Genomic DNA, 23,004 nt, shown 5'->3' with positions numbered 1-23,004 from the left:
TGGCCTGACCGCACACTGACCGCATCCGCCCGGCCTGCCCCGGGGACCTTTTCCCTAGGCAGGCGCGTCATGAACACCTACTCTTCACAAGTCCGCGGGCGTCCGGCGCGAAACGTTGTGCTGCGCAAGATCCCGGTGGCGGCGGGGATTCTGCTGCTGTCCGCATGCAGTGGGCCTACCGGCGTCCCAGCACCGTCGGGCACCACCACACCGTCCGCTCCCGCCGCGACTTCGGCTCCCGCCACCACGGCAGCCCAGAACGCCACTGCCGCTCCGTCCTCTTCGGACCGTCCGGCACCGTCCCGTTCGGACAGTCAGCCCGCACCCTGTGGCCCGACAAGGAATTGGGGCACTGGCACCAAAGAAAGCCCCGGTTCGACGACTAACGCGCTGTACCTGGTCACCGTGAGCCGACACGGCTGTTACGACGAAGTCGTGTTCACTATCAATGGCGCTGCCGCAGCCGGATTCACCGTGCGATACGTGCCGCTCGTGACCGCGGATCCCTCTGGGAAACCCCTGCCAGTGCCCGGCAACGCAGTCCTGCAAGCGGTGATCCGTGCACCCGCACAGGGTTTTGACGACAGCGGACACCAACCTGGTCGCGTACTAGCCCAGGTCGGCGACTATTTCGCGCAGCTAACCGGTTGGCCGTCCTTGCACGCGGTCCGGTTCGCGGGCTTCTTCGAAGGCCAGTGCACTTTCGCTATCGGCGTCCGGGCACAGGTGCCATTCCGGGTGAGCAGCCAGGAAGTACCAGCCGACCAGATCCGCCGGGTGGTGGTCGATCTCGCGCACTGAACTCAGCTCACGAAATCAGCCAGGAGGTCGAGCTGTCGTAGCGCGTCCGAGTGATCCTCGTGGTCCTCGAGTTCGAACAGCACCCGGTCGACGCCCGCCTCCGCGTAGTCCGTCAGCTTCTCCGGATCGGCCCCGTACAGCGTGACCGGGACGTGGCGGCCCGCCCGCTCGCGCAGTTCGGTGATCCGCGTGCGCAGGAAGTCGATCGGGTACAGCGGCAGCGGGAGCCAGCCGTCGCCGTGGCTGAGCACGCGGTCCAGCACCTTCACCCCGACCCCGCCGATCAGCACGGGTAGCGGGCGCGCCGGTTTGGGCCAGGACCAGATCGGGTCGAAGTCGACGAATTCGCCGTGGAACTCGGGTTCGTCCTCGGTCCAGATCGCCCGGACGGCGGCGACGTGTTCGAGCATGCGCGCGAGCGGCCGGGCCGGGTCGACGCCGTGATTGGCCATCTCCTCGGCGTTCCAGCCAGGGCCGACTCCCAGTTCGAACCGGCCGCCGGACAGCACGTCGACGCTCGCCGCCTGTTTGGCCAGAGTGATCGGATGATGCTGGCTGACCAGCGACACCGCGGTGCCGAGCCCGATTCTTCGCGTGCTGGCCGCGATGGCCGCAAGGGCGGTGAACGGATCGAAAGTGTGCGAATAGTAGCGCGGCAACGGCTGCGGTTCCGCGGCACCGACCGGGTACGGGGTGAGCCTGCTGGTCGGGATGTGGGTGTGTTCGGTGAGGAACAGCGAGCCGAAGCCGCGCTCCTCCACCGCCTGCCCGAGCCGGACGGGGGCGATGCCGTAGTCGGTGAGGAAGGTGACGATTCCGTGGTCCATGCGACCACCGTAGCCTAAATGTCAGTCGAATGACACTTAGCTCGGCGGTGCTAGCGTGACGCCCGTGCCCAGAACCGAACGCCCGCGAGCCGACGCCCAGCACAACCGGCGCGCCATCCTCGCCGCGGCGCGCACGGCGGTCCAAGGCAGCGGCGACGTCTGGCTCGACAAGATCGCGCAGGCCGCGGGGGTGAGCGCGCGCACGCTCTACCGGCATTTCCCGACCAAGGACGACCTGCTGACCGCGGTGCTCGAGGACTACTTCGCCGAGCAAGCGGAGCCGATCCGCGTTCGGGTCGACGCGGAGCCGGAGCCTCGGCGGGCGCTGGAAATCGTGCTGGAGAGCGGGGTCGCCGCGTTTCGCGAACACCCGGGGATCCTCGCGCTGGTCAACGGGAACGCCCTCGCCGCCTCGATCGCCGGGCGGCATCTGGGGGCGTTCGGCGAGGTGCTGTCCCGCGCGCAGGAATCCGGGGCGGTGCGTTCCGATCTGACGCTCGAGGATCTCCCCTGTCTGATCACCATGGTCACCGCGGTGGCGGGCGCGAGCTGGCCTCGCTATCTCGCCCTGCTGCTCGACGGCCTCTCCCCGGCCGCAGCCACCCCGCTGCCCGCCTGAGACAAAGAAAAGCCCCCGCCCGCACATCGCAAGAGCTTTCCCTTACCCGCTAACCGCGAACGCACCTGAGCGTTCGGCGAGGTGCTGTCCGCGCAGGAATCCGGCGCAGTGTGCGCGGACGTGACGCTCGAAGCCCTCCCCTGCCTGATCACCATGGTCACCGCGGTGGCGGGCGCGAGCTGGCCCCGCTATCTCGCTCTGCTGCTCGACGGCCTCTCCCCGGCCGCAGCCACCCCGCTGCCCGCCTGAGACAAAGAAAAGCCCCCGCCCGCGAACAAAGCGGACAGGGGCTTTCCCTTACCAGCTAACGAATCAGCCGTCCGATTCGGCCGACGGGATGAACGCGCCAGGCACCTGGTCCGGGGCGAAGATCTTGTCCTCGCCCGGATACGGCTGGCTCCACCCGTGCACCTGGTACCACGTGAAGTGGTCCATCTGCGCCGGGTTGGCGTAGTCCGCGGTGGCGTTCGGGCCGGTCAGCTTCTGCTGCGCCTGCCATTGCTGCCACTGCTGCGCCAGCTGCTGCTTGTCCGCGGGCACCGCCGCCGACGCCGCCGCGGTGGACGCCGTCGGGACGTTGTCCGTGCCGCACGACGGCGGGGTCTTCAGGCCCGCGGTCAGCGACGTCTGGTTCGGCACCGCGGTGAACGGCGTGGCGTCCGGCTTCTGCGTGAACGCGGTCGCCATCGGGGTGGCCGCGCTGTCCTTCTGGTTCATCGGGTGGATCCCGAGGATCTGCTCGATGGTGCGGATCATGGTGATCTGCGAGTAGTACCGGCTGTCGGTCACCCCGCGCTGCGCGTACGGGCTGATGATCTGCACCGGGGCCCGGTGCCCGTCGACGTGGTCGAGCCCGGCCTGGGAGTCGTCCTCGACCACGAAGATCGCGGAGTCCTTCCAGTACTGGCTGTGCGAGATCTTGTCGACGATCTTGCCGACGGCCAGGTCGTTGTCGGCGACCTGCGCGGCCGGGCTCGGCGGCCCGCCGGTGTGGTCGCTCGACAGCCAGAACATGTTCAGGTCCGCCGGGCCGTTCTTCTCGAAGTCGTTCTTCCAGATCTCGTACCGGTACTGGTCCGGCACCGCGGTGTCGAACTTCGGGAAGCCCGGCACCGAAACCTTGTTCAGCGACGGGATCGGCGACGACGAGACCAGCGGGTACGCGGTCGGCTCGCCGGTCGCGGCCATGTTCTTCGAGTCGCAGTACAGGTTCTGCCAGCTCGCGTCCGCGGGCTTGGTCAGGAACTGGTGGAACTCGCCGAAGTCGCGGACGGACTTGCCCGCCGCCTGCGCACCGGTCCACAGGAAGCCGCTGCGCTGGTGGCCCAGCGCGTCGTCCTCGGTGTCGTAGCTGCGCTTGTACTCGCCGGCCGACGACTCGGTGTACTCCGGGTTGTCCGCCTGCATCAGCCAGTTGTGGCCCTCGGCCGAGTTCGTGCCGATGTCGTAGGTGTTGTCGTACAACCCGAACTGGTCGGCCAGCGCGTGCTGGTTCGGCGTGACGGCCTGGCCGAACTGCGCCAGCGCCGGGTTGCCGTTGCCCTTCTTCATGTCGCCGAAGAGCTGGTCGTACGTCCGGTTTTCCTTGACCAGCAAGAAAACGTGCTTGATCGTGGACGGGTCGCCGAGCCGCTGCGGCACCGGAACCGGCTTGACGTTGCGGTTGCCGTTCGCCTTCTGCACCGAACCCGGCGTCCAGCCGTTCTGCTTGAACACCTGAGACGTCTGCGCCCAGATCTGCCAGTCGGTCGGCAGGGTGAACCGCTGCAGGCTCGACGTGGTGTCGTGCGTGGCGTGCCCGGCCGCGGTGGTCGGGCGGCGGGCGTCGATGCCGCGGGTGTTCGCGACAAGGATATTTTTGCCCGACGCTGAGATACCAGACGGGAAGTAGTCCGTCGGCAGCAGCCCGATGAAGGCGGCGGGGGCCTGCGGGAACCAGTAGCGGTAGACCGCGACCGCGTTCGCGCGGCCGAGGGTCACCAGCAGGTGGCCGTCGTCGGTGAGCGCGATGTCGGTCGGCTCGTAGCCGACGTTCGCCTCCGGCCACGGCTGCGTCGCGATGGTCTGCACCACGACGTTGCGCTGGGCGTCGATCACCGAAACGCTGTCGCCGCCGGTGTTCGCCACGAACAGCGTGTTGTTCTTGGCGCGCAACGCGGTCGGGTGCAGGCCGACGTCGATGCTCTTGACCGGCGCGGCCGGGTTCGCCAGGTCGATCACGCTGACCGTGCCAGTGGTGGCGGCGGCGGTCTTCGGGTCGGCGACGATGTCAGTGCCGTACGAGTTGATCGTGGTGTCGCCCGGCTTCGCCGCGCGGCCGCCCTCGTTGCTGACGTAGATCCGGTCGCCGATCCGCACCAGTGCGCGCGGCGCGTTGCCGACGGTCCAGCTCTGCTTGATCTGGCCGCTGGCGGCGTCGATCGCGACGACGCGGTTCTGGCCGTTCACCGCGGAGTACACAGTGGACCCGTCGGGCGAGAAGATCGCGCCCGCGGCAAGGGAATGCTTGTCCCCGTCCGCCGGGATCGCGACCCACGTCGGGTTCGCGACAGTGCCGTCCGGCTTCACGTCGAACTTGCGGTAGCCGTCGATCTGGCCCAGCCACAGCGTTTTGCCGTCGGGGGAGTACGACGGGCCTTCCTGGCCGACGTCGTTGCCCGGCAGCTGCAGGTCGGCCTTCTTGTCCTTGCCGACGAGCTGCTGCACCTTCCAGCTCTTCAGGTCGACGATGGTCAGCGCGATGCCGCCGTCGGTGGTCAGCGCGGCGAGGTGGCTGCCGTCCGGGCTGACCGTGGAGGACATGATCTTGCCGTTGGGGACGACCAGCCGCTCGCCGATCGGCTTGAGGTACTGGTCGCTCGAGATGGTCAGGCCGTTCGCGGTTTCCTGGCCGACCTGGTCGGTGCCGAACTGCTTGGTGGAGGCGAGGCCGATGCCCGAGCCCGTGGCGACGAGCGCGACCGTGGTCGCCCCCGCCGTGACGAAGCGCAGCTTGCGGGATCTGCGGAGTTCTTTCTTCCCGCCACGCCTGCGACGGCGCGTTACTTGCATGTCCTCATCCCTTCGTGGAGGAGAGCAGTTCGACGTTGCCGTCGAACTGCCACAGCGGGTTGGGCCGGTCCCCTTCCGGGGTCCGCACCTGGAAGTAGCCGTTCACTTCCTTCGGTCCGTCGCCGTCGGCGACGTACCGCCCGTCCGAGGTGACATCGAGCTGGTAGATCGCCTGCCCGGTCGCTGAGATACCAGGGAGATGCCAGGTGACGACGCATCGCCAGTCGTTGCCGGGGCCTTCGGCCTCGACGAGGCCGCCGCCCTTGGTGCATTCCGTGCTGGCCGCGAGCTGCTCCTCCGTGACGTCCGGACGGTGCAGCTGTGCGGCCTGGAGCCGGTAGAGGTGCGCGAATTCGGTGGACAGCGACTGCTGCAGCTTGGCCTGGTCGATGCCCGATCCCGTGGCGGGCGCGGCAACCGCGACGACCGCCACTGTGACGCCGACCAGCGCGGCCAGCGGCAGCAAGCCCGCAGTTAATACGCGACGACCGGCACCGTCGTATGTCAGATCGGTGAAGTCGCGTCTCACGAACAGCACGTAGGCCAGCGCAGTCGCGACCACTGCCCAGACCAGGCTCACGCCGACGCCGATCAGCAGCGGACCGAACTGGACCGGGTCGGTGAAGAGGCCGTTCCACGAGATGAACGCGTACGTCGGCAGCGCGAGCCGCACGACGACCGGCAGCGGCAGCAGCTGCGCCACCGCCATCACCAGCGCGACCACCGCGGGCAGCAGCAAGCCCATCGGCGACCGTCCTAACGCGACAGAGCCGAGCAGGCCGATCCCCGCCAGGGCAAGGGTCGGGGCGAGCACGCAGATCCAGGCGAGAATGACCTTCACCGCCGCGTCGCCCGAGGACAGCAGGTGTCCGTCGAGGCCGATCAGCGGCTGCCCGCCGACCGCGACGAGGCCGCCGACCGTGCTGGACACCGCCAATCCGAGAACCAGCAACAAGATCACGGTCAGACTGGCGAGCGCCTTCGAGACGAAAATCCGCCGGTACGACCGCATCGCCACCAGCAGGTGCCGCCAGGTGCCGAGCCGGTCCTCGGCCGCGAAGACGTCTCCGGCGACCAGGGAGGTCAGCAGCGGAAGCGCGTAGCTGCCCGCGAAACCGAGCAGGACGAGCGGCCCGGCCCAACCGGTGACGTTCATCAGACGGCCGAACAGAGTGTCCACCGGCAGGTCGCTTTGCTGGCTGACCGCCGCGACGAACACCGCCGGTGCAAGCCAGCACGCGAGCAGCAGCACCCGGATCCGCCACTGCGACAACAGCTTCACCAGTTCGAACCGGTAGCCGCGGCCCAGTCCGACGGGACGGACCGGTGCCGGTGCCCGTTCCTCGGTGACGGTCATCGTTTCTCCCCCTGCTCCGTCAGCTCCAGGAAAGCCGCCTCCAGCGGCGAAACAACCGGAGCCAATTCCCGTACGCCGATGCCCTTGCCGACGACGCGCGCGACGAGGTCGTCCAGCGCGGGCACCAGGCCGCTCACCACCAGGACGTCGGCCTGTCCACGAGGCGTCTGGGTGTCGTCGATTCGCAGCCCAGGGACGTTCTCGGCGATCTCGCGCGCGGCCTTCTGGTCCGAGGCGACCAGGCGGTAGGCGAGTTCGCGATCGTCGGAGGACAGTTTCGCCAGCGGCCCGGTGAAAACGACGCGGCCCGCGGACAGGATGGTGACCTCCGAGCAGAGCGCTTCGAGGTCGTCCATCCGGTGGCTGGACAGCACCACCGCGGCGCCCTCGTCAGCGAGCCGGGTGAGCACGCTGTGCACGTGTTTCTTGCCCGCCGGGTCGAGGCCGTTGGCGGGCTCGTCGAGGATCAGCAGCCGCGGCTTGGTCAGCAGCGCGGCGGCGAGGCCGAGGCGCTGGCGCATGCCGAGGGAGAACCCGCGCGCCCGGTCGTCGGCGACGTCGGTGAGGCCGACCTGCGCGAGAAGGTCATCGATGTCCACCGTCTGCCCGCGCAGCGAGGCGAGCGCGGCCAGGTTCTGCCGGGCGGTGAGCGAGGGGTACAGCCCCGGGCCGTCGACGAACCCGGAAATGCCGTCCGGGGTGGCGAGCGCGCGGCCGACCGGGCGGCCGAGGATCTCGAGTTCGCCCTCGTCGGCGACCGCGAGTCCGAGCAGCAGGCCGAGCAGCGTCGTCTTGCCCGCGCCGTTCGGGCCGACGAGCCCGTGGATCTCGCCGTAAGCGACGTCGAGATCGACACCGTCGAGCGCGATGACGTCGCCGAAACACTTGGTGATCGCGCGGGCCCGCACCGCGTCGCTGGTTTCCATGAATCCCCACTTTCCGAAGCCGTGAGGAACTTAGGCACGACAAGTGACATGCGAACCCGCGCCAGGTTGAACGTTGGGGAAACCCCGTGCGCCGCAGCCGGTTTCCCTGCGGTCAATCGGACAAAACGGGATCAATCGCGCGCGGGTAAAGTGTCCGAGATCTCCCGGACCAGCGCATAGGACCGTTTCCGCTCCGCGTGGTCGTGGATCGGAGTGGTGATCATCAGTTCGTCCGCGCCAGTTTCGGCGATGACTGTGCGCAACGAATTCCGCAGCGCCGTCGGAGCCCCGGCGAGCACCGGGCCGGGGCCGACCGCCGGGTCCACGACGGCGTCTTCCGGGCGCGGCAACAAGATCCGCTCGCCGCGCGAACGGCTCAATGCTTTAGCCCGAATGGACCTGGCGAGCCATTCGGCCCGCTCCTCGGTCGCGGCGGCTACCACGGCGACGCTGACCACAATGGACGGTTCAGCTGTGTGGCCGGGGCGGAAGTTCTTGCGGTAGCTGCGGGTCGCGACGGCGGCTTCGGCGGGACGCAGGTGGTAGGCGAACGCGTACGGCAGGCCTAGTTCTGCGGCGAGGTGTGCGCTTGCGGTGCTTGAGCCGAGGAGCCAGATGTCCGGCACATTTCCTTGCGCGGGAGTCGCGCGCAGCGACTGGTCCGCGTCGGCTAAGTAGGTCAGCAACTCCTTGACGCGGCCCGGAAAGCTGTCCGCTGGGCCGGGGTTCAGCGCGGCGGACACTCGGTGCGGACCGCCGAGCGCGCGGCCGAGCCCGAGGTCGATCCGGCCCGGATGGAACGCGGCGAGCGTGCCGAACTGCTCGGCGACGACCAGCGGCTGATGATTGAGCAGCAGGACGCCGCCCGCGCCGACGCGGATCCGTTTCGTGGCATCCGCGACGCGGGCGACTGACACGGCAGGCGCGGCGCTCGCGACACCACGCATGCTGTGGTGTTCGGGCAACCAGTAGCGGTGATATCCCAGTTCGTCGGCCTGTTCGGCGAGGTCGACGGTGCGTTGCAACGCCTCCCGCGCGGTCGACCCCGCGACGATCGGCGACGTGTCCAGCACTGAAACCCGCACCAGGGCATCATCCCGGACCTGGTGCGGGACGACAACCGGACCGCCCGCGTCTCAAGTGGACGGTCCGGCCGCGGCCTACGAGGTCTCCCGCACCGGCGCGGGCGCGGCCTCCTCTTCCTCCTCCACCGCGTCGCTCAGCTGCCAGCCGCCCCGGCGACGCAGCACCACCAGGTAGTAACCCAAGGCCAGCAACGCGATCGCGCCGGTGACGATGAGGCTCGGCCGTCCGATCACCGGGTCAGTCGCGTTCACATACAGCACGAAAGCCAGCGCGATCAACGCGACCACTGGCGCGATCGGGAACCCGGGCATCCGGTACTTCGCCCCGGCCGTCGCTCCGGAGCGGCGGCCCAAGATGGCGCCGAGACACAACGCCGCGTACACGACGACGATCGACGTGCTGGTCACGACGGTCAGGATCTGCGGGTCCACAAAGCACAGTGCGGCGGCGATGAATCCAGTCGCCAGCGTCGCGACCCACGGGGTGCCGAACTTCGGGTGCACCGCCGCGAGCGCGCGGTTCATCGCCTTCGGCCACGCGCGGTCGCGGCCGCTGCTGAACACCAGCCGGGAACTGATCAGCACGATCGCGAGGACGGCGTTGATGATGGCGAGCGCGACCGCGAGGCTCAGCACGGTGTCGAGCGTGCTGCCGCCGCGGGCCTGCACGAAGTACGACAACATGTTGGGAGAGCTGAACAAAGTGCCGAGATCGGGCGCGCCCATCAGCACGGCGGTGACCGGGATCAGCTCGGCCAGCACGGTGACCCCGAGTCCCATGAGGACAGCGCGCGCCACCCCGCGTCCGGCGTCCTTGGTTTCCTCGCCGAAGTAGACAGCCGAGCCGTAGCCGTTGTAGGCGAAGATCGCGATCGCCGTCGCGATCATCACCGCGCTGATCGTCGCCGGACCGCCGCCAGGGGCGACCGGATGCGCGAGCAGGTCGGTGAACGGACGGGCCGGCTTGGCGAGCCCGAGGACCGCGACCACGGCCAGCGCCAGCAGCTCCACCGCGAGGAAAATGCCGGTGACCCAGGCGTTGAGCTTGATGTCGAACACCGCGACGATCGCCGCGAGCACGCACGTCACCGCCGCCACGACCGCCGGGGACACGCCGGGCAGCACCACGCTCAGGTACTGGCCGACGCCGAGCGCGATCACCGCGACGATCAGCACCTGCGTCACGATCATGATGCCCAGCACCATGAATCCGGGAAGTTTGCCCAGCGTGCGCGCGGCGATCGTGTACTCGCCGCCCGCACTCGGGAAGGCCGAGCCCAGTTCGGCGTACACGAAGGCCATGAAGATGCCGACGACAGCGGCGGCGAGGAAGGCGTAGAAGGCGCCCGATCCGGCGCCGGTGAGGACGCCCGGTGCGATGACGAACACCGAGGACGCCGGGCTGATCGCGGAAAGCGTGATCAGCAGCATGCCGAGGGTGCGCAACCCGCGGCGCAAGACGGGGGTGGACAACGCTGGCCTCCATCAAGTCGTTGCTCAGGTACGTTGTTTGAATGGAACTCAAATAACCAGCCGGGCGTTCAGCTAAGGCCCTCACGCCCGCCACGTCAAGACTTCGGCGGTCTCGATCCGTTCAGGGGTTGCATTTTTCGAGATTTGTTCAAAGAATCAAGGCATGGCAAGACCGAGCAAGGCCCCCGAGCGGCGGGCGGAACTGGTGGCCGCGGCGCGGCACACGGTCGTCGAACGCGGCGTGCTGAACCTGAAGCTGCGCGACGTCGCGGACCACGCCGGCATGTCGCCGGGTTCCCTGTTGTACTACTACCCTTCCCTGAGCGACCTGCTCGAAGACGTGCAGCAGGAGGCCGTCGAACGCTTCTGCGTCGCACGCGAAGCCGCCGTCGCCGCGGAGGCCGACCCGCGCGCCCGGATGCGCGCGATGATCGGCAGCGGCCTGCCGAACGGCAAGAACGACGAACTGTGCGTGCTGCTCTACGAACTGGGCACCATCGCCCGCCGCGAACCGGCGTACTCCGCGCGGCACATCGCGCTGTACGAACGCCAGGTGCGCGGGTACGTCGGCATCCTGGAAGCCGGTGCCGCGACCGGGATTTTCGACCTGACCGACGACCCGGTCACCATCGCCCGCAACCTCGTCACCCTCGAAGACGGGTACGGCTTGCACCTGACCCAAGCCGTCCCGCCGCTCGACCGATCCGTCGCCGAGGCGATGGTGCTGTCCTACGCCCGCGTTTCGACCCGATGCTCCCTGGAGGACCCCGCATGACCCGCGCCCGCGACCTGGGCTTGGCCCTCGGCGGCAAGCCCGGCCCGCACAACGCGATCACTGACATCCCAGGCGTCGAGGTCGGATACACCACGTTGATCGAAGGCTCGTCGGTGCGGACCGGGGTCACCGCGATCCTTCCGCGCGGCCGTTCCCAGTTCGACGTGCCTTGTTCGGCGGGCACTTTTTCCTTGAACGGCAACGGAGAAATGACCGGCCGCGCTTGGCTCGCGGAGACCGGTTCACTGACTCTGCCGGTCTTGATCACCAGCACCCACTCCGTCGGACAGTGTCACCGGGGCACGATCGATTGGGTGGTGCGGGAACGCCCGGACGCCGCGGCGGAGTGGTTGCTTCCGGTGGTGGCGGAGACGTGGGACGGGTATCTCAACGACGTCAACGCCCCGACCATCCGGACCGACCACGCAGTCGCCGCCATCGATGCGGCTACCTCGGGGCCTTTAGCCGAAGGTTCAGTGGGCGGCGGCACTGGGATGACGTGCTACGGGTTCAAGGGCGGGACCGGGACTTCTTCGCGGGTTGTTTCGCATGGCTCGGACTCCTACACCGTAGGGGCCTTGGTGCAGGCGAACTTCGGGAGCCGTCCGGAGCTCACCGTGGCCGGAGCGCAGCTAGGTGCCGAGTTGGCTGACGACAACCCGATGGCCGACACGAGCTGGCTCGCTCCGGCTGGTGCTGGTTCGGTGATCGTGGTGATCGGGACTGATGCGCCTCTGTTGCCTGGCCAGTGCACCGCCCTGGCCCGACGGGTGCCGCTTGGGCTGGCCCGCACCGGGACCACCGGCTCGCACTTCTCCGGAGACCTGTTCCTGGCCTTCAGCACGGCTAACGCGGGTGCTTTGACCAGCCATTTCCCCCGGCCGGACGACGAACCGTACGAGAGCATGCAGTTCATCCCGTGGGGTGCGATCGATCCGTTCTTCGAAGCCGTGGTGCAGGCGGTCGAGGAGGCGGTGCTGAATGCGCTGGTGGCCAATGAGGAGATGACCGGGCACCGGGGGCATCGGGTTCCGGCGCTTCCGGTGAGCCGCTGGAAGGAGGGGGCCTAAAGCAGGCGCGGCGGGCTCGCCTGGGCGCTTTGGCTGAGTACACGCCGCGCCTGGGCGAGCCGGGACTTCGCGTAACCACCCAGACCCCGCCCCCGCCGCAAGAAGGGTCTCGCGTGTGCCGGCCCCCTCCCCGGCGCGCGCGAGACCCGCGGCCCCGGTGAAACGAACGCGAGCCCTGCCGAAGGCCTCGTGAATGACTGCCGCGGTTGGCGCTCACGAGGCCCATCCGCCGCACCCGACCGTCACGGGTCGCGGTGCTCCGCGTCCCTCATGGTCAAAGCTGGCGTTTCGCCCAGTTGCAAGATGCCTATCGCCTGGTTGCTGACCTGGGCCCCGTTCGCGACCGAGTGCAGGATGCCGTTGTAGACGAGATCCCAGATTCGCCGATCCAGTTGCAACTCGTGCGAGCTGCGAGAGAATCCGCCTTCTTTGCCGTAAAGCCAGAGATGGAAGGTTGTGCCGCCGTAGGACGCGTCGATCTTGGTCAGGCCGTAGAGGTCAAGCCAGACTCGTTTCTTGATTCCCCACCTCGAGCGTTCCACGAGAAGCCAGTCGGCGCCCGCCGCGTAGGTCAAGTACGTGAACGGACTTGTCGTCAGGAACGTGAACACCGCGATGACGACCCAGATCTGCCAGTACTTGAACGCGCCCAACCCCATGCCGCGAACCAGGGAAACGCCCGCCACCAACGCCAGCATCAATGCCAGGCCGACGACGGCACTCATGATCTTCCCGCTTCGGCTCTCCCGGTGCCAAGCCAGCACAGGACCCTTGCCAGGCGGGGGCTCCGGCCGCCAAGAGGGACGATTCTCCCGCGTCGGGTCCGCCTCAGGCGATTGCCGCTCTCCCCCGAAGTAGCTCAGACCGTGCGGCGGGAATGGCTCGCCGGTCTGCGAATCCGGTCGAGGAGGAAGACCGGGCGGCCCACCGGCGCTGCCTGGAGTAGATGCGTCTGTCATGAAGTGACTTTCCCGCTTACTTAGTAGGCCATCACGAGGCCCATACGCGCTCAAGCAGTTCCCCGCCGGTCCGGAGGCGTGGGCGGCCGGTGGACGTCCGGCAAAGAGCGGCGGCACCGACGCAGTATCCGCCGAGACGGGCGGAAGGCGCGGATCAGGACGGCTAGGTCACGAAGCCCCTTGGTATCTCCGGTCTTGTGCACGATGTACGCCGCGAGAGCGAGCACTGCGACGAAGGCAGTCAGGGTGCACAGGGGAACCACCAGCAACAGCAAGTCAACTCCGCAACGACGTACACCGGCCCCGGTGCCGGTGTTGCTGCTTCGAGTTGTATGCAGTTGCTGCGGTTCACGTCTCGACGTCATCCCCGGAACCGAGCAGTAATCCGGGCGCTGCTCTGTAGCTGCGTTGCGCAGCCCGCGCTATACGCCACCAGCGCGTCCAGGGCTCCCCAGCAGGGGACATGAGCCACAAGTATCCAGATAGTACTGGCCGGCGCGCGGCACCGCGATACCACTCGGCCCGGCGCGTCGCCACCCCTTGCCCGAACCCGCCAGGATCGTATATCTTTTGAGATATCTTCCTCTCCCGACGACATCCGGGCAGGTCAACCCCCATGAGTCCCGCATCGAGCACCACCCCGCCGGAGCGGCCGGGCAAGGTCATCGCGCTTCATCTGAACTATCCGTCCCGCGCCAAGCAGCGCGGGAGGACCCCGGCGAAGCCCTCCTACTTCATCAAGCCCGCCACCTCGATCAGCGCCTCCGGCACCCCCATCGAGCGTCCGGCCGGCACCGAACTCCTCGCCTTCGAGGGCGAGATCGCGCTCATCATCGGCAAGCAGGCCCGCCACGTCTCCCCCGAGGAAGGCTGGAGCTACGTCGAGAGCGTCACCGCCGCCAACGACTTTGGCGTATACGATCTGCGGCACGCCGACGGCGGCTCCAACCTTCGTTCCAAGGGCGGCGACGGCTTCACTCCGCTGGGTCCGGCGACGATTCCGGCCGCGGAGGTCGATCCCACGAAGCTCCGCGTCCGCACCTGGGTCAACGGCGAGCTCGTCCAGGACGACACCACCGAGGACCTCATCTTCGACTTCGGCACCCTCGTCGCCGACCTCTCGCAGCTGAGCACCCTCGAACCCGGCGACGTCATCCTCACCGGGACCCCGGCCGGATCGTCCGTCGTGAAGCCGGGCGACACCGTCGAGGTCGAGGTCAGCGGCGGCGCGAAGACCACCGGGCGTCTCGTCACACCGGTCGTGGAGGGCACCACGCCGCTCCCGGAGTTCAGCGCTCAGCCCAAAATTGACGACAACCAGCGTGAACAGGCTTACGGCGACAGGGAATCCGCCGGGCTCCCGGCCGAATTCGTGCTCACTGAAGAACTCAAAACCAAGCTCACCAGCGTAGGCACGGCAACGCTTTCCGCACAGCTGCGCAAAAACGGCTACAACCACGTCTCCATCGACGGCCTCGGCTCCACCCGTCCGGACACAAAACTCATCGGCCGCGCGAGGACGCTCCGCTACGTCCCCTTCCGCGAGGACCTCTTCAAATCCCACGGCGGCGGCTTCAACGCTCAGAAACGCGCCATCGACAGCCTCAACCCCGGCGACGTCCTGGTCATGGAAGCCCGCGGGGAAAAGGGAACTGGCACGATCGGCGACATCCTCGCCCTGCGTGCCCAGGTGCGCGGCGCGGCGGGAATCGTCACCGACGGCGGCGTGCGCGACTTGGCGGCGGTGGCAGCGCTGGACATCCCGACCTACCACTCCGGCCCGCACCCGGCGGTGCTCGGCCGCCGTCACGTTCCTTGGGACGTCGACATCACCATCGCCTGTGGCGGCGCAACAGTGCAGCCGGGCGACGTGATCGTCGGCGATTCCGACGGCGTGCTCGTGATTCCGCCGCACCTGGTGGAAAAAATCGCGGACGCGGCGATCGAACAGGAACGCCAGGAAACGTTCATCGCGGAACAGGTCGCGAACGGCGAAAGCGTCGACGGCCTCTACCCGATGAACGAGCACTGGAAGGCCAGGTACGCCCAGTGGCGCCCGTAGCCGGCGAGAGCAAGTCCCAACGCGCGTACCGCTGGATCAAGGACCGGATCGCCGACCGGACCTTCGGTCCCGGCTATCGCTTGGTGCTGGGACAAATCGCCAAGGAACTGGACGTCAGCGTTGTCCCCGTGCGCGAAGCGATCCGGCTACTCGAGGCCGAGGGGCTGGTCACGTTCGAGCGCAACGTCGGCGCGCAGGTGGTGATGGTCGACGAGACCGCGTACGAGCACACCATGCAAACCCTTGCCCTGGTGGAAGGTTTCGCCACCTCGCTGTCCGCGCCGAAACTGTCCACTGAGGACATTGAACGGGCACGCGCGGTCAACGAGCAAATGCGGCTGTCGCTGGAAAACTTCGAACCGCACCGGTTCACCGAGCTGAACCAAGAGTTCCATTCAGTCCTTTTTGAACCGTGCCCGAACCCGCACGTGCTCGACCTCGTGCACCGCGGCTGGCACCGGCTGGCCTCGCTGCGCGACTCGACCTTCAGCTTCGTCCCAGGCCGCGCGCACGAATCCGTCAAGGAACACGAACAACTGCTGGTGCTGATCGAGCAGAACGCCGACCCGCTCGAACTCGAGCTGGCCGCGCGCCGGCACCGCACCGCCACCCTCGACGCCTACCTCGACCGGCGGGCCGCCCCGCCCGCCGAAGCTCCCTAGGAAGGACCCCACCCCATGAGGTTCCGCAGTACCCCGAACGCCATCACCGGCTCGATCGCGCCGCTGATGACCCCGTTCACCGCCGACGGCGCCGTCGACCACGAGAGCCTGACGAACCTGGTCAACTGGCAGATCGCGTCCGGTTCGAACGGCGTCTCGATCGGCGGGTCCACCGGCGAACCCGGTGCGATGACGGTGGCCGAGCGCGCGGAGACGATCCGCACCGTCGCCAAGGCGGTGGACGACAAGGTGCCGTTCATGCCCGGTACCGGTTCGGCGAAGCTCGACGAGACGCTGGAGCTGACGTCCGAGGCACGCGACGCGGGCATCGACGCGGCGCTGATCATCACCCCGTACTACGCGCGGCCCACCCAGGAAGCGCTCTACAGCTGGTACGCCACGGTCGCGAAGGAATTCCCGGACCTGCCGATCGTCGCCTACAACGTGCCGAGCCGGACGTCGGTCGACCTCGCGCCGGAGACGGTCGCGCGGCTGTTCCGCGATTTCGACAACTTCGTCGGGATCAAGGAGACCACCAAGGACTTCGAGCACTTCTCCCGCGTACTTCACTTGTGCGGCAAGGAATTGCTCGTCTGGTCCGGCATTGAGCTGCTGTGCCTGCCGCTGCTTTCGCTCGGCGGCACCGGTTTCGTCAGCGCCACGGCCAACATCGCCCCCGCTGCCAGTGCCGAGATGTACCGCGCGTGGACCGAGGGCGACTTCGACCGCGCCCGCGAGATCCACTACGGCCTGCACCCGCTGGTCGACCTGCTGTTCGTCGAGACCAACCCGGCGCCGGGCAAGTGGGTGCTGGAGCAGCGCGGGCTCATCCGCTCGGGCTTCGTGCGCCCGCCGCTGATCACCCCGACCGAACCCGGCATCGCCCGGATCACCGAACTGATGCGCCAGGGCGAGCAGTACCTCTCGCCCGTCGACGGCTTCACCGTGGAAGGAAAGTGACCATGACCGCGCACTACGTTCCGGAGAACCTGCCGGAGCACATCCGCCACTACATCGGCGGAGCGCCGGCCGACAGCGTCTCGGGCGACACCTTCGAGGTGCTCGACCCGGTCACGAACAAGCCGTACATGACGGCTTCGGCGGGCAAGGCCGAGGACATCGACCTCGCCGTCGCCGCGGCGAAGGAAGCCTTCGACCACGGTCCGTGGCCGAAGATGCTGCCGCGTCAGCGCGCCCGGATCCTCAACAAGATCGCCGATCTCGTGGAGAGCCGCGACAAGCAGCTGGCCGAGCTGGAAACCTTCGACACCGGCCTGCCGATCAAGCAGGCACTCGGCCAGGCGCAGCGCGCCGCGGAGAACTTCCGGTTCTTCGCCGACCTGATCGTCGCGCAGGCCGACGACACCTACAAGGTGCCTGGCAAGCAGGTCAACTACGTCAACCGCAAGCCGGTCGGCGTCGCCGGGCTGATCACGCCGTGGAACACGCCGTTCATGCTGGAGAGCTGGAAGCTCGCGCCGGCGCTGGCGGCCGGCTGCACCGTGGTGCTCAAGCCCGCCGAGTTCACGCCGCTGTCGGCGAGCCTGTGGGCGGACATCTTCCGCGAGGCGGGCGTGCCGGACGGGGTGTTCAACCTCGTCAACGGCCTCGGCGAGGAAGCGGGCGACGCGCTGGTCAAGCACCCGGACGTCCGGCTGATCTCGTTCACCGGCGAAACCACCACCGGCGAAACGATCTTCCGCAACTGCGCGCCCGGCCTCAAGGGCATGTCGATGGAGCTGGGCGGCAAGTCCCCGGCCGTCGTGTTCGCCGACGCGGACTTCGAAGCGGCGCTGGACTCCACGCTGTTCGGCGTCTTCTCGCTCAACGGCGAACGCTGCACGGCGGGCAGCCGGATCCTCGTGGAGCGCCCGATTTACGAGGAGTTCTGCGCCCGGTACGCCGAACGCGCCCGCGACATCGTGGTCGGCGACCCGCACGACCCGGCCACCGAGGTCGGCGCGCTGGTGCACCCGGAGCACTTCGACAAGGTGATGAGCTACGTCGAAATCGGCAAGACGGAAGGGAAACTGCTCGCCGGCGGCGGCCGTCCGGAGGGCCTGGAAACCGGGAACTACGTGGCCCCGACGGTGTTCGCCGACGTGAAGCCGGACGCGCGGATCTTCCAGGAGGAGATTTTCGGCCCGGTCGTGGCGATCACGCCGTTCGACACCGACGAGGAAGCCCTCGAACTGGCCAACAACGTCAAGTACGGCCTGGCCGCCTACGTCTGGACCGCCGACCTGACCCGCGCGCACAACTTCGCGCAGAGCATCGACGCCGGCATGGTCTGGCTGAACTCGCACAACGTGCGCGACCTGCGCACGCCGTTCGGCGGGGTCAAGGCGTCTGGCCTCGGCCACGAAGGCGGCTACCGCTCGATCGACTTCTACACCGAACAGCAGGCCGTGCACATCACGCTCGGCGACGTGCACACGGCGCGCTTCGGGGCTGGGAAGGACAAGGCATGACCACGACCCCGCCGGACGTCATCCGCTGCGCCTACGCGGAACTCATCGTCAGCGACCTGAAAGCGTCGCGAGAGTTCTATGTGGACATTCTCGGCCTCGTGGTGACCTACGAAGACGACGAAGCGGTCTACCTGCGCGCGTTCGAGGAATACCTGCACCATTCGCTGATCATCCGCAAGGGTGCGGAGCCCGCGCTGTCCGTGCTCGCGTACCGCGTGCGCAGCGAAGCCGAACTCGACGTCGCCGAGGCGTACTACCGGGAACTCGGCGTCGAGGTGCGCCGCGTCCCGGCTGGCACGACGCGCGGCATCGGCGAAGCGGTGCGCGTGCTGGACCCGCTCGGCTTCCCGATCGAGTTCTTCTACGAGGCCGAGCACGTCGAGCGCTTCACCCAGCGCTACGACGTGCACGGTCCGGGCGCGCTGTCGCGGCTGGACCACTTCAACGTCAACACGCCGGACGTCCCAGCTGCGCGGAAGTACTACGAGGGCCTCGGCTTCCGGGTGTCGGAAGACATCGTGGACGACGAGGGCACCGTGTACGCGGCGTGGATGTTCCGCAAACCGACCGTGCACGACGTCGCGCTCACCGGCGGCGCGGGCCCGCGGCTGCACCACATCGCGTTCGCGACGCACGAGCGGCACCAGATCCTGCACATCTGCGACCACCTCGGCGCGGTGCGGAAATCGGACCAGATCGAGCGCGGCCCCGGCCGGCACGGCGTGTCGAACGCGTTCTATTTGTACGTGCGTGACCCGGACGGGCACCGGATCGAGATCTACACCCACGACTATTACACCGGCGACCCGGACAACCCGGTGATCAGCTGGGACGTGCACGACAACCAGCGTCGTGACTGGTGGGGCAATCCGGTGGTGCCGAGCTGGTACACCGAGGCCTCGCGGGTGCTCGACCTCGACGGCAAGCTGCAGCCGGTCGAGGAACGCACGGAAACGAAGGAAATGGACGTGACCATCGGCGCGGACGGGTTCTCCTACACCCGCGCCGAGGGCGCCGAACAGGGTTTCAAACTGGGCGAACAGGTCTAAGGTGCGTCCCGTCCGGGGAAGGAGCCCGAGGTTCCTTCCCCGGACACGCAGCGGAACCGGCACTTCGACGGAGAGGTGACATGATGACGGCAATCTTGCAGACGCCGACCACGGTCGCGCAGGACTTCACGGAGTTCCGGTCCGCTGTCCTGCGATCGTTCGTGCCGCTGCAGGTGAGCACCGAGCACCGCGACCGCTTCCACGGCAGGCTCCGCACGCACGAGGCGGGCGAGATCGCGCTCACCGAGATCACCGCGTCGCCGCACGCGGTCGAGCGAACGCCGGAACTGATCGCCCGCGCGGACCGGCCCTGCTACAAGCTCAGTGTCATGCTGGCCGGCACCGGAATCCTCACCCAGGACGGCCGCGAAGCGGTGCTGCGTCCCGGCGACGTCGCGCTGTACGACACGAACCGGCCGTATTCGCTGGTGTTCGAAGAGAATTTCCGGACGCTGGTGCTGATGTTCCCGCAACAGCAGGTTGACCTTCCACGGGACCTGGTTGGTCAGCTCACCGCGGTGCGGATGTCCGGACGCTCCGGGGTCGGCAACGTGGTGGTGCCGTTCCTGGCGCAGCTGGGCGGGAATCTGGACGTGCTGACGAGCCCGGTCGGGGTACGGCTGGCACACAACGCGGTCGACCTGCTGACCACGATGCTGGCCACGGAACTCGACCTGGATCGTACGGCCGCTGACCCGCACCACGACTTGATGCGGCGGATCAGGAGCTATATCGACGCTAATCTGTCGCGGTCGGATCTTGGGCCCGCGCAGATCGCCGCGGAGCATTACATCTCTACCCGGCATCTGCACGGGTTGTTCCAGGAGCAAGGGACGACCGTGGCGGGGTGGATTCGGCAGCGACGGTTGGAGCATTGCCGCCGGGATCTGCGGGATCCGTTGCTGGCGGCGCGTCCTGTTGCGGCAATCGCGGCTCGGTGGGGGTTTGTGGACGCGGCGCATTTCTCGCGGGTGTTTCGGGCTGCGTTTGCGCAGTCGCCTAGCGAGTTGCGGGCTCGCGGCTGAACCCGCCAAACCAACACACGGCGCTCCGGGATGTTCGAGGCCACCGTGTCCGAGGCGGAGCCCTTGGACACGGCGGATAGCGGCGCGCGGCCGGAGTCTCCGGCATCCGTTGCTGACGGCCCGTCCCGTCGCGTCGCGGTAAGCGCGGGCCGATGGGGATCTGTCGACGCGGCGCGTTTCTCGCGGGTCTTCCGGGCTGCGTTCGAGTAGTCGCCGAGCTTCGCGCCCCGCGGCCAATCCGCCCCGAACCCCCTGGTATTGACCGCGAGCGTCCGGCAGTTGCCCGCCAGCGCATGAACGTTCGCTCACGGGCCGGGGCGCGGCGAGCATGATGGGCATGTCCGACCCTTCCCCTGACGAATGGCGCACCTACGACGAGTTCGCCGCCGGGATCGACACCTACCGGCTGCCCAACGCGGACCTCACCGGGCGGGAGCTCACCGTCACGCTCGATGACGGCGCGAAGCTCGAGCTGCGGTTCCTCGATGGCGAACGGCTCACCCTCAACGGCGTCGAGGACCCGTACGACGCGGTCGCCGTGCGCCCGGACGTCTTCTTCGTGAATCTGCCGCTGACGAGCGTCGAAGGCGAAGCCCTCACGATCGTCTACTCGACCACCACGCATCGCGCGATGACCGTGCGGTCGGTGATCGGCGACGAGGACGTCGAAGGCACGCCGCGGGTTTCGCAGACCTTCCACGCCGGCACCACCGACGGCGGCGAGCCGACCGGCGACGTGCCCGGGCCGTCGCGCGATCTCATCGGCAAGCGCAATGTCTACCGCTACAGCCCGAATCACCTGTACGAGCACGTCTACCTCTCCTCCGAACGCTACTGCTGGCAGTGCGTCGAGGGCGTGCAGCGCGGGCACGGCGACGTGGACATGTCGACCGTCTGGAAGTTCGCCGACGGGCTGTACCTGTTCTGCTTCCGGGAGTTCCGCATCGCGGTGGCCAGCGTGTGGCTGCACGACCTCGGCTACGACCTGCGCACCACCGGAGTTTTCCTCGGCATCACCGGCGACGGCCGGTCCGAGCATTCCCGCGCGGGCGGGCACATCTACCCGCTCGGCTCGATCAGCTACCCCGACGTCCAGCCTGTCTGAAGAGGAGTTTCCCTGTGTCCAATTTGGACGTGATCACCGCGCACTACGAGGCGAGCGACCGCGGCGACCTCGACGGCATGCTCGCCCCGATCGGCCCCGAGACCACCTGGACCGAGGCCGCCGGATTCCCCTACGCGGGCACCTACACCGGACCGGACGAGGTGAAGCGCAACGTCTTCGAGGCGATCGCGCGCGACTGGGACGGTTACAAGTTCACGCTGTCCGCATTGCTGGACGCCGGTGATTCGATTGTCGGGCTCGGGACCTACACCGGCACGAATCGCAAGTCCGGCAAGGCTTTCACCGCCCGGGTCGCGCACGTGTGGAAGTTCGACGGCGACAAGGTCGCGAGCTTCGAGCAGATCGTCGATTCCGCCCCGGTCGCCGCGGCGACCGACTGAGTCTCCCGCGAAACGGCGGTGCCGGTCCTTCCCCCGGCACCGCCCCCATACTCTCCCCTCCCCTCTGGTCACTGTGGACCGGAAAGCCGAGCCATGATGAGAAAGTTCCTGCCCGCGCTCGCCTCGGCCGTGCTCGTCACGCTGGTCGCGGCGGGCTGCGCGGGCACCGCCGATCCGAACGGACCGATCGTGGTCGGCTCGGTCAACGCGCTGAGCGGACCCGCCACCTTCCCGGAATCCTCCCAGGCCGCCAAGGCCGTCTTCGACGCGGCGAACGCGGCGGGCGGCGTGCACGGGCGCAAGATCGAATACCACGCCATCGACGACAAGGGCGACCCCGCGGCAGCGGCGGCCGCGGCCCGCGAGATCGTGGGCGGCGATCAGGCAGTGGCGCTGGTCGGTTCGTCCAGCCTCATCGAATGCCAGATCAACGCCAAGTACTACCAGCAGGAGAAGGTGCTTTCCATCTCCGGCATCGGCGTGGACCCGTCGTGCTTCACCAGCCCGAACATCGGGCCCGCCAACGTCGGCCCGTTCCACGACATGACGCTGACCCTGCTGTACGGCTCCGAAGTGCTGCACCTGCAGGACATGTGCGCGCTGCTGGAAATCGCCGGGAACACGTTGCCATACTACCGCGCAGCCATCGACGAATGGTCGAAAATCACCGGCAAAAAACTGAAGTACGTCGACGCGACTGTGCCGTACAACGGTTCCGACTACACGCCGTACATCGTCAAGGCTCGCGCGGCCGGCTGCAAAGCGGTGACGGTGAACCCCGTCGAGCCGGACTCGATCGGCCAGCTGAAAGCCGCGCAGGCACAGGGCTGGAAAGACGTGACCTGGCTGCTGCTCACGAGTGTCTACAGTGAACAGTACGCGAAGGCGGTGTCGGACGCGGGCAAGGGCGTTTACGTCCCCGCCGAGTTCTACCCGTTCACCGACCCGTCGAGCCCGCGCACCAAGGAGTGGCGGGATCTCATGACCCGCAACAACATTCCGCTGACCTCGTTCAGCCAGGGCGGCTACCTCGCGGCGAAGTACTTCCTGCAGGTGCTGAACGGCATGCAGGGCGACATCACGCGGGAATCGGTGACGAAGGCGCTGCGCGAAATGAAACCGATCACCGATCCGATGGTCGGCACGCCGTACGTGTTCGGCCCCGGGCAGACGCACCACGACAACATCGCGGGCTGGCCGGTCAAGCTCGCGACGGGCACGAACCGGTGGGAAATCTCCGGTACCGACTGGCTGCGGATTCCGCGGCGCTAGCCCGATCCACTCTG

The 23,004-nt window shown here is 67.9% G+C and carries 21 protein-coding genes; 14 read left to right on the top strand and 7 right to left on the bottom strand.

Going from position 1 to position 23,004, the window contains the following annotated elements:
- Positions 1-435 precede the first annotated feature (435 nt).
- Positions 436-801 carry a hypothetical protein gene (locus AB5I40_RS38050; RefSeq protein ID WP_370934992.1) on the top strand — a complete coding sequence of 122 codons (366 nt, stop codon included), beginning with the start codon at positions 436-438 and terminating at the stop codon, positions 799-801.
- Between the two features lie 2 nt (positions 802-803).
- Here AB5I40_RS38050 and AB5I40_RS38045 read toward each other — a convergent pair whose 3' ends face one another.
- Positions 804-1,628: an LLM class F420-dependent oxidoreductase gene (locus tag AB5I40_RS38045; protein WP_370934991.1), complete on the bottom strand. Its 825-nt coding sequence runs from the start codon at positions 1,626-1,628 to the stop codon at positions 804-806.
- A 64-nt stretch (positions 1,629-1,692) separates the two neighbouring features.
- Here AB5I40_RS38045 and AB5I40_RS38040 point away from each other — a divergent pair, with 64 nt between their 5' ends.
- Positions 1,693-2,247 (top strand): TetR/AcrR family transcriptional regulator, encoded by a 555-nt coding sequence (locus tag AB5I40_RS38040; RefSeq protein ID WP_370934990.1) that lies wholly within the window; start codon positions 1,693-1,695, stop codon positions 2,245-2,247.
- Between the two features lie 81 nt (positions 2,248-2,328).
- Positions 2,329-2,496, top strand: a complete 168-nt coding sequence (locus tag AB5I40_RS38035; RefSeq protein ID WP_370934989.1) for a hypothetical protein — start codon at positions 2,329-2,331, stop codon at positions 2,494-2,496.
- Between the two features lie 63 nt (positions 2,497-2,559).
- Here the strand turns inward: AB5I40_RS38035 and AB5I40_RS38030 are convergent, their stop codons facing one another.
- The 5 genes from AB5I40_RS38030 to AB5I40_RS38010 form a co-directional block, all read right to left on the bottom strand.
- A complete protein-coding gene (locus AB5I40_RS38030) occupies positions 2,560-5,298 on the bottom strand; it encodes an alkaline phosphatase family protein (RefSeq protein WP_370934988.1) in 2,739 nt (912 codons plus the stop codon).
- Between the two features lie 4 nt (positions 5,299-5,302).
- Positions 5,303-6,655: an ABC transporter permease gene (locus tag AB5I40_RS38025; protein ID WP_370934987.1), complete on the bottom strand. Its 1,353-nt coding sequence runs from the start codon at positions 6,653-6,655 to the stop codon at positions 5,303-5,305.
- Entirely contained in the window at positions 6,652-7,581 is a 930-nt protein-coding gene (locus tag AB5I40_RS38020) for an ABC transporter ATP-binding protein (RefSeq protein ID WP_370934986.1), read from the bottom strand. The genes AB5I40_RS38025 and AB5I40_RS38020 overlap by 4 nt, the downstream gene beginning before the upstream one ends.
- 131 nt (positions 7,582-7,712) lie before the next feature.
- Positions 7,713-8,666, bottom strand: coding sequence for an MsnO8 family LLM class oxidoreductase (locus tag AB5I40_RS38015; RefSeq protein ID WP_370934985.1), 954 nt, complete (start codon positions 8,664-8,666; stop codon positions 7,713-7,715).
- A gap of 75 nt (positions 8,667-8,741) precedes the next feature.
- A complete protein-coding gene (locus tag AB5I40_RS38010; RefSeq protein ID WP_370934984.1) occupies positions 8,742-10,139 on the bottom strand; it encodes an APC family permease in 1,398 nt (465 codons plus the stop codon).
- Between the two features lie 163 nt (positions 10,140-10,302).
- Here AB5I40_RS38010 and AB5I40_RS38005 point away from each other — a divergent pair, with 163 nt between their 5' ends.
- Both AB5I40_RS38005 and AB5I40_RS38000 read left to right on the top strand, forming a co-directional pair.
- The gene (locus AB5I40_RS38005) at positions 10,303-10,914 is read left to right on the top strand and encodes a TetR/AcrR family transcriptional regulator (protein ID WP_370934983.1); all 612 of its coding nucleotides are present in this window, start codon (positions 10,303-10,305) and stop codon (positions 10,912-10,914) included.
- On the top strand, positions 10,911-11,984 hold the full coding sequence (locus tag AB5I40_RS38000) for a P1 family peptidase (RefSeq protein ID WP_370934982.1): 1,074 nt from the start codon (positions 10,911-10,913) through the stop codon (positions 11,982-11,984). Before AB5I40_RS38005 ends, AB5I40_RS38000 begins: the two co-directional genes overlap by 4 nt.
- Positions 11,985-12,226: 242 nt before the next feature.
- On the opposite strand, the gene AB5I40_RS37995 is transcribed toward AB5I40_RS38000, so the two are convergent.
- Entirely contained in the window at positions 12,227-12,709 is a 483-nt protein-coding gene (locus AB5I40_RS37995; RefSeq protein WP_370934981.1) for a hypothetical protein, read from the bottom strand.
- A gap of 850 nt (positions 12,710-13,559) precedes the next feature.
- Between AB5I40_RS37995 and AB5I40_RS37990 the strand changes: the two genes are divergently transcribed.
- The 9 genes from AB5I40_RS37990 to AB5I40_RS37950 all read left to right on the top strand — a co-directional run bounded on the left by AB5I40_RS37990 (position 13,560) and on the right by AB5I40_RS37950 (position 22,990).
- Positions 13,560-15,005: a fumarylacetoacetate hydrolase family protein gene (locus AB5I40_RS37990; RefSeq protein ID WP_370934980.1), complete on the top strand. Its 1,446-nt coding sequence runs from the start codon at positions 13,560-13,562 to the stop codon at positions 15,003-15,005.
- Entirely contained in the window at positions 14,993-15,667 is a 675-nt protein-coding gene (locus AB5I40_RS37985) for a GntR family transcriptional regulator (RefSeq protein ID WP_037817800.1), read from the top strand. Before AB5I40_RS37990 ends, AB5I40_RS37985 begins: the two co-directional genes overlap by 13 nt.
- A 15-nt stretch (positions 15,668-15,682) precedes the next feature.
- A complete protein-coding gene (gene dapA / locus AB5I40_RS37980; protein WP_370934979.1) occupies positions 15,683-16,627 on the top strand; it encodes a 4-hydroxy-tetrahydrodipicolinate synthase in 945 nt (314 codons plus the stop codon).
- A 2-nt stretch (positions 16,628-16,629) separates the two neighbouring features.
- Positions 16,630-18,138, top strand: a complete 1,509-nt coding sequence (gene hpaE / locus AB5I40_RS37975; RefSeq protein WP_370934978.1) for a 5-carboxymethyl-2-hydroxymuconate semialdehyde dehydrogenase — start codon at positions 16,630-16,632, stop codon at positions 18,136-18,138.
- Positions 18,135-19,187, top strand: a complete 1,053-nt coding sequence (gene hpaD, locus AB5I40_RS37970; protein WP_370934977.1) for a 3,4-dihydroxyphenylacetate 2,3-dioxygenase — start codon at positions 18,135-18,137, stop codon at positions 19,185-19,187. The genes hpaE and hpaD overlap by 4 nt, the downstream gene beginning before the upstream one ends.
- An 80-nt stretch (positions 19,188-19,267) precedes the next feature.
- Positions 19,268-20,212 carry a helix-turn-helix domain-containing protein gene (locus AB5I40_RS37965; protein ID WP_344286156.1) on the top strand — a complete coding sequence of 315 codons (945 nt, stop codon included), beginning with the start codon at positions 19,268-19,270 and terminating at the stop codon, positions 20,210-20,212.
- Positions 20,213-20,549: 337 nt separating this feature from the next.
- Positions 20,550-21,317, top strand: a complete 768-nt coding sequence (locus AB5I40_RS37960) for a MoaF C-terminal domain-containing protein (protein WP_182891331.1) — start codon at positions 20,550-20,552, stop codon at positions 21,315-21,317.
- 14 nt (positions 21,318-21,331) lie between these two features.
- A complete protein-coding gene (locus tag AB5I40_RS37955; protein WP_370934976.1) occupies positions 21,332-21,718 on the top strand; it encodes a nuclear transport factor 2 family protein in 387 nt (128 codons plus the stop codon).
- A 93-nt stretch (positions 21,719-21,811) separates the two neighbouring features.
- Positions 21,812-22,990 (top strand): ABC transporter substrate-binding protein, encoded by a 1,179-nt coding sequence (locus AB5I40_RS37950; RefSeq protein ID WP_354740381.1) that lies wholly within the window; start codon positions 21,812-21,814, stop codon positions 22,988-22,990.
- Positions 22,991-23,004 lie beyond the last annotated feature (14 nt).

The sequence above is a fragment of the Amycolatopsis sp. cg13 genome, from assembly GCF_041346965.1.
Lineage (GTDB): Bacteria > Actinomycetota > Actinomycetes > Mycobacteriales > Pseudonocardiaceae > Amycolatopsis.
This window is presented reverse-complemented; position numbering and strand designations above follow the sequence as displayed.

Excerpts from the sequence above, each read along its gene's own strand:
- AB5I40_RS37960 (WP_182891331.1), top strand. The coding sequence starts at position 20,550 with ATGTCCGACCCTTCCCCTGACGAATGGCGCACCTACGACGAGTTCGCC.
- AB5I40_RS38030 (WP_370934988.1), bottom strand. The coding sequence starts at position 5,298 with ATGCAAGTAACGCGCCGTCGCAGGCGTGGCGGGAAGAAAGAACTCCGC.
- AB5I40_RS38020 (WP_370934986.1), bottom strand. The coding sequence starts at position 7,581 with ATGGAAACCAGCGACGCGGTGCGGGCCCGCGCGATCACCAAGTGTTTC.
- AB5I40_RS37995 (WP_370934981.1), bottom strand. The coding sequence starts at position 12,709 with ATGAGTGCCGTCGTCGGCCTGGCATTGATGCTGGCGTTGGTGGCGGGC.
- dapA (WP_370934979.1), top strand. The coding sequence starts at position 15,683 with ATGAGGTTCCGCAGTACCCCGAACGCCATCACCGGCTCGATCGCGCCG.
- AB5I40_RS38005 (WP_370934983.1), top strand. The coding sequence starts at position 10,303 with ATGGCAAGACCGAGCAAGGCCCCCGAGCGGCGGGCGGAACTGGTGGCC.
- hpaE (WP_370934978.1), top strand. The coding sequence starts at position 16,630 with ATGACCGCGCACTACGTTCCGGAGAACCTGCCGGAGCACATCCGCCAC.
- AB5I40_RS37965 (WP_344286156.1), top strand. The coding sequence starts at position 19,268 with ATGATGACGGCAATCTTGCAGACGCCGACCACGGTCGCGCAGGACTTC.
- AB5I40_RS37950 (WP_354740381.1), top strand. The coding sequence starts at position 21,812 with ATGATGAGAAAGTTCCTGCCCGCGCTCGCCTCGGCCGTGCTCGTCACG.
- AB5I40_RS37990 (WP_370934980.1), top strand. The coding sequence starts at position 13,560 with ATGAGTCCCGCATCGAGCACCACCCCGCCGGAGCGGCCGGGCAAGGTC.
- AB5I40_RS38045 (WP_370934991.1), bottom strand. The coding sequence starts at position 1,628 with ATGGACCACGGAATCGTCACCTTCCTCACCGACTACGGCATCGCCCCC.
- hpaD (WP_370934977.1), top strand. The coding sequence starts at position 18,135 with ATGACCACGACCCCGCCGGACGTCATCCGCTGCGCCTACGCGGAACTC.
- AB5I40_RS38000 (WP_370934982.1), top strand. The coding sequence starts at position 10,911 with ATGACCCGCGCCCGCGACCTGGGCTTGGCCCTCGGCGGCAAGCCCGGC.
- AB5I40_RS38025 (WP_370934987.1), bottom strand. The coding sequence starts at position 6,655 with ATGACCGTCACCGAGGAACGGGCACCGGCACCGGTCCGTCCCGTCGGA.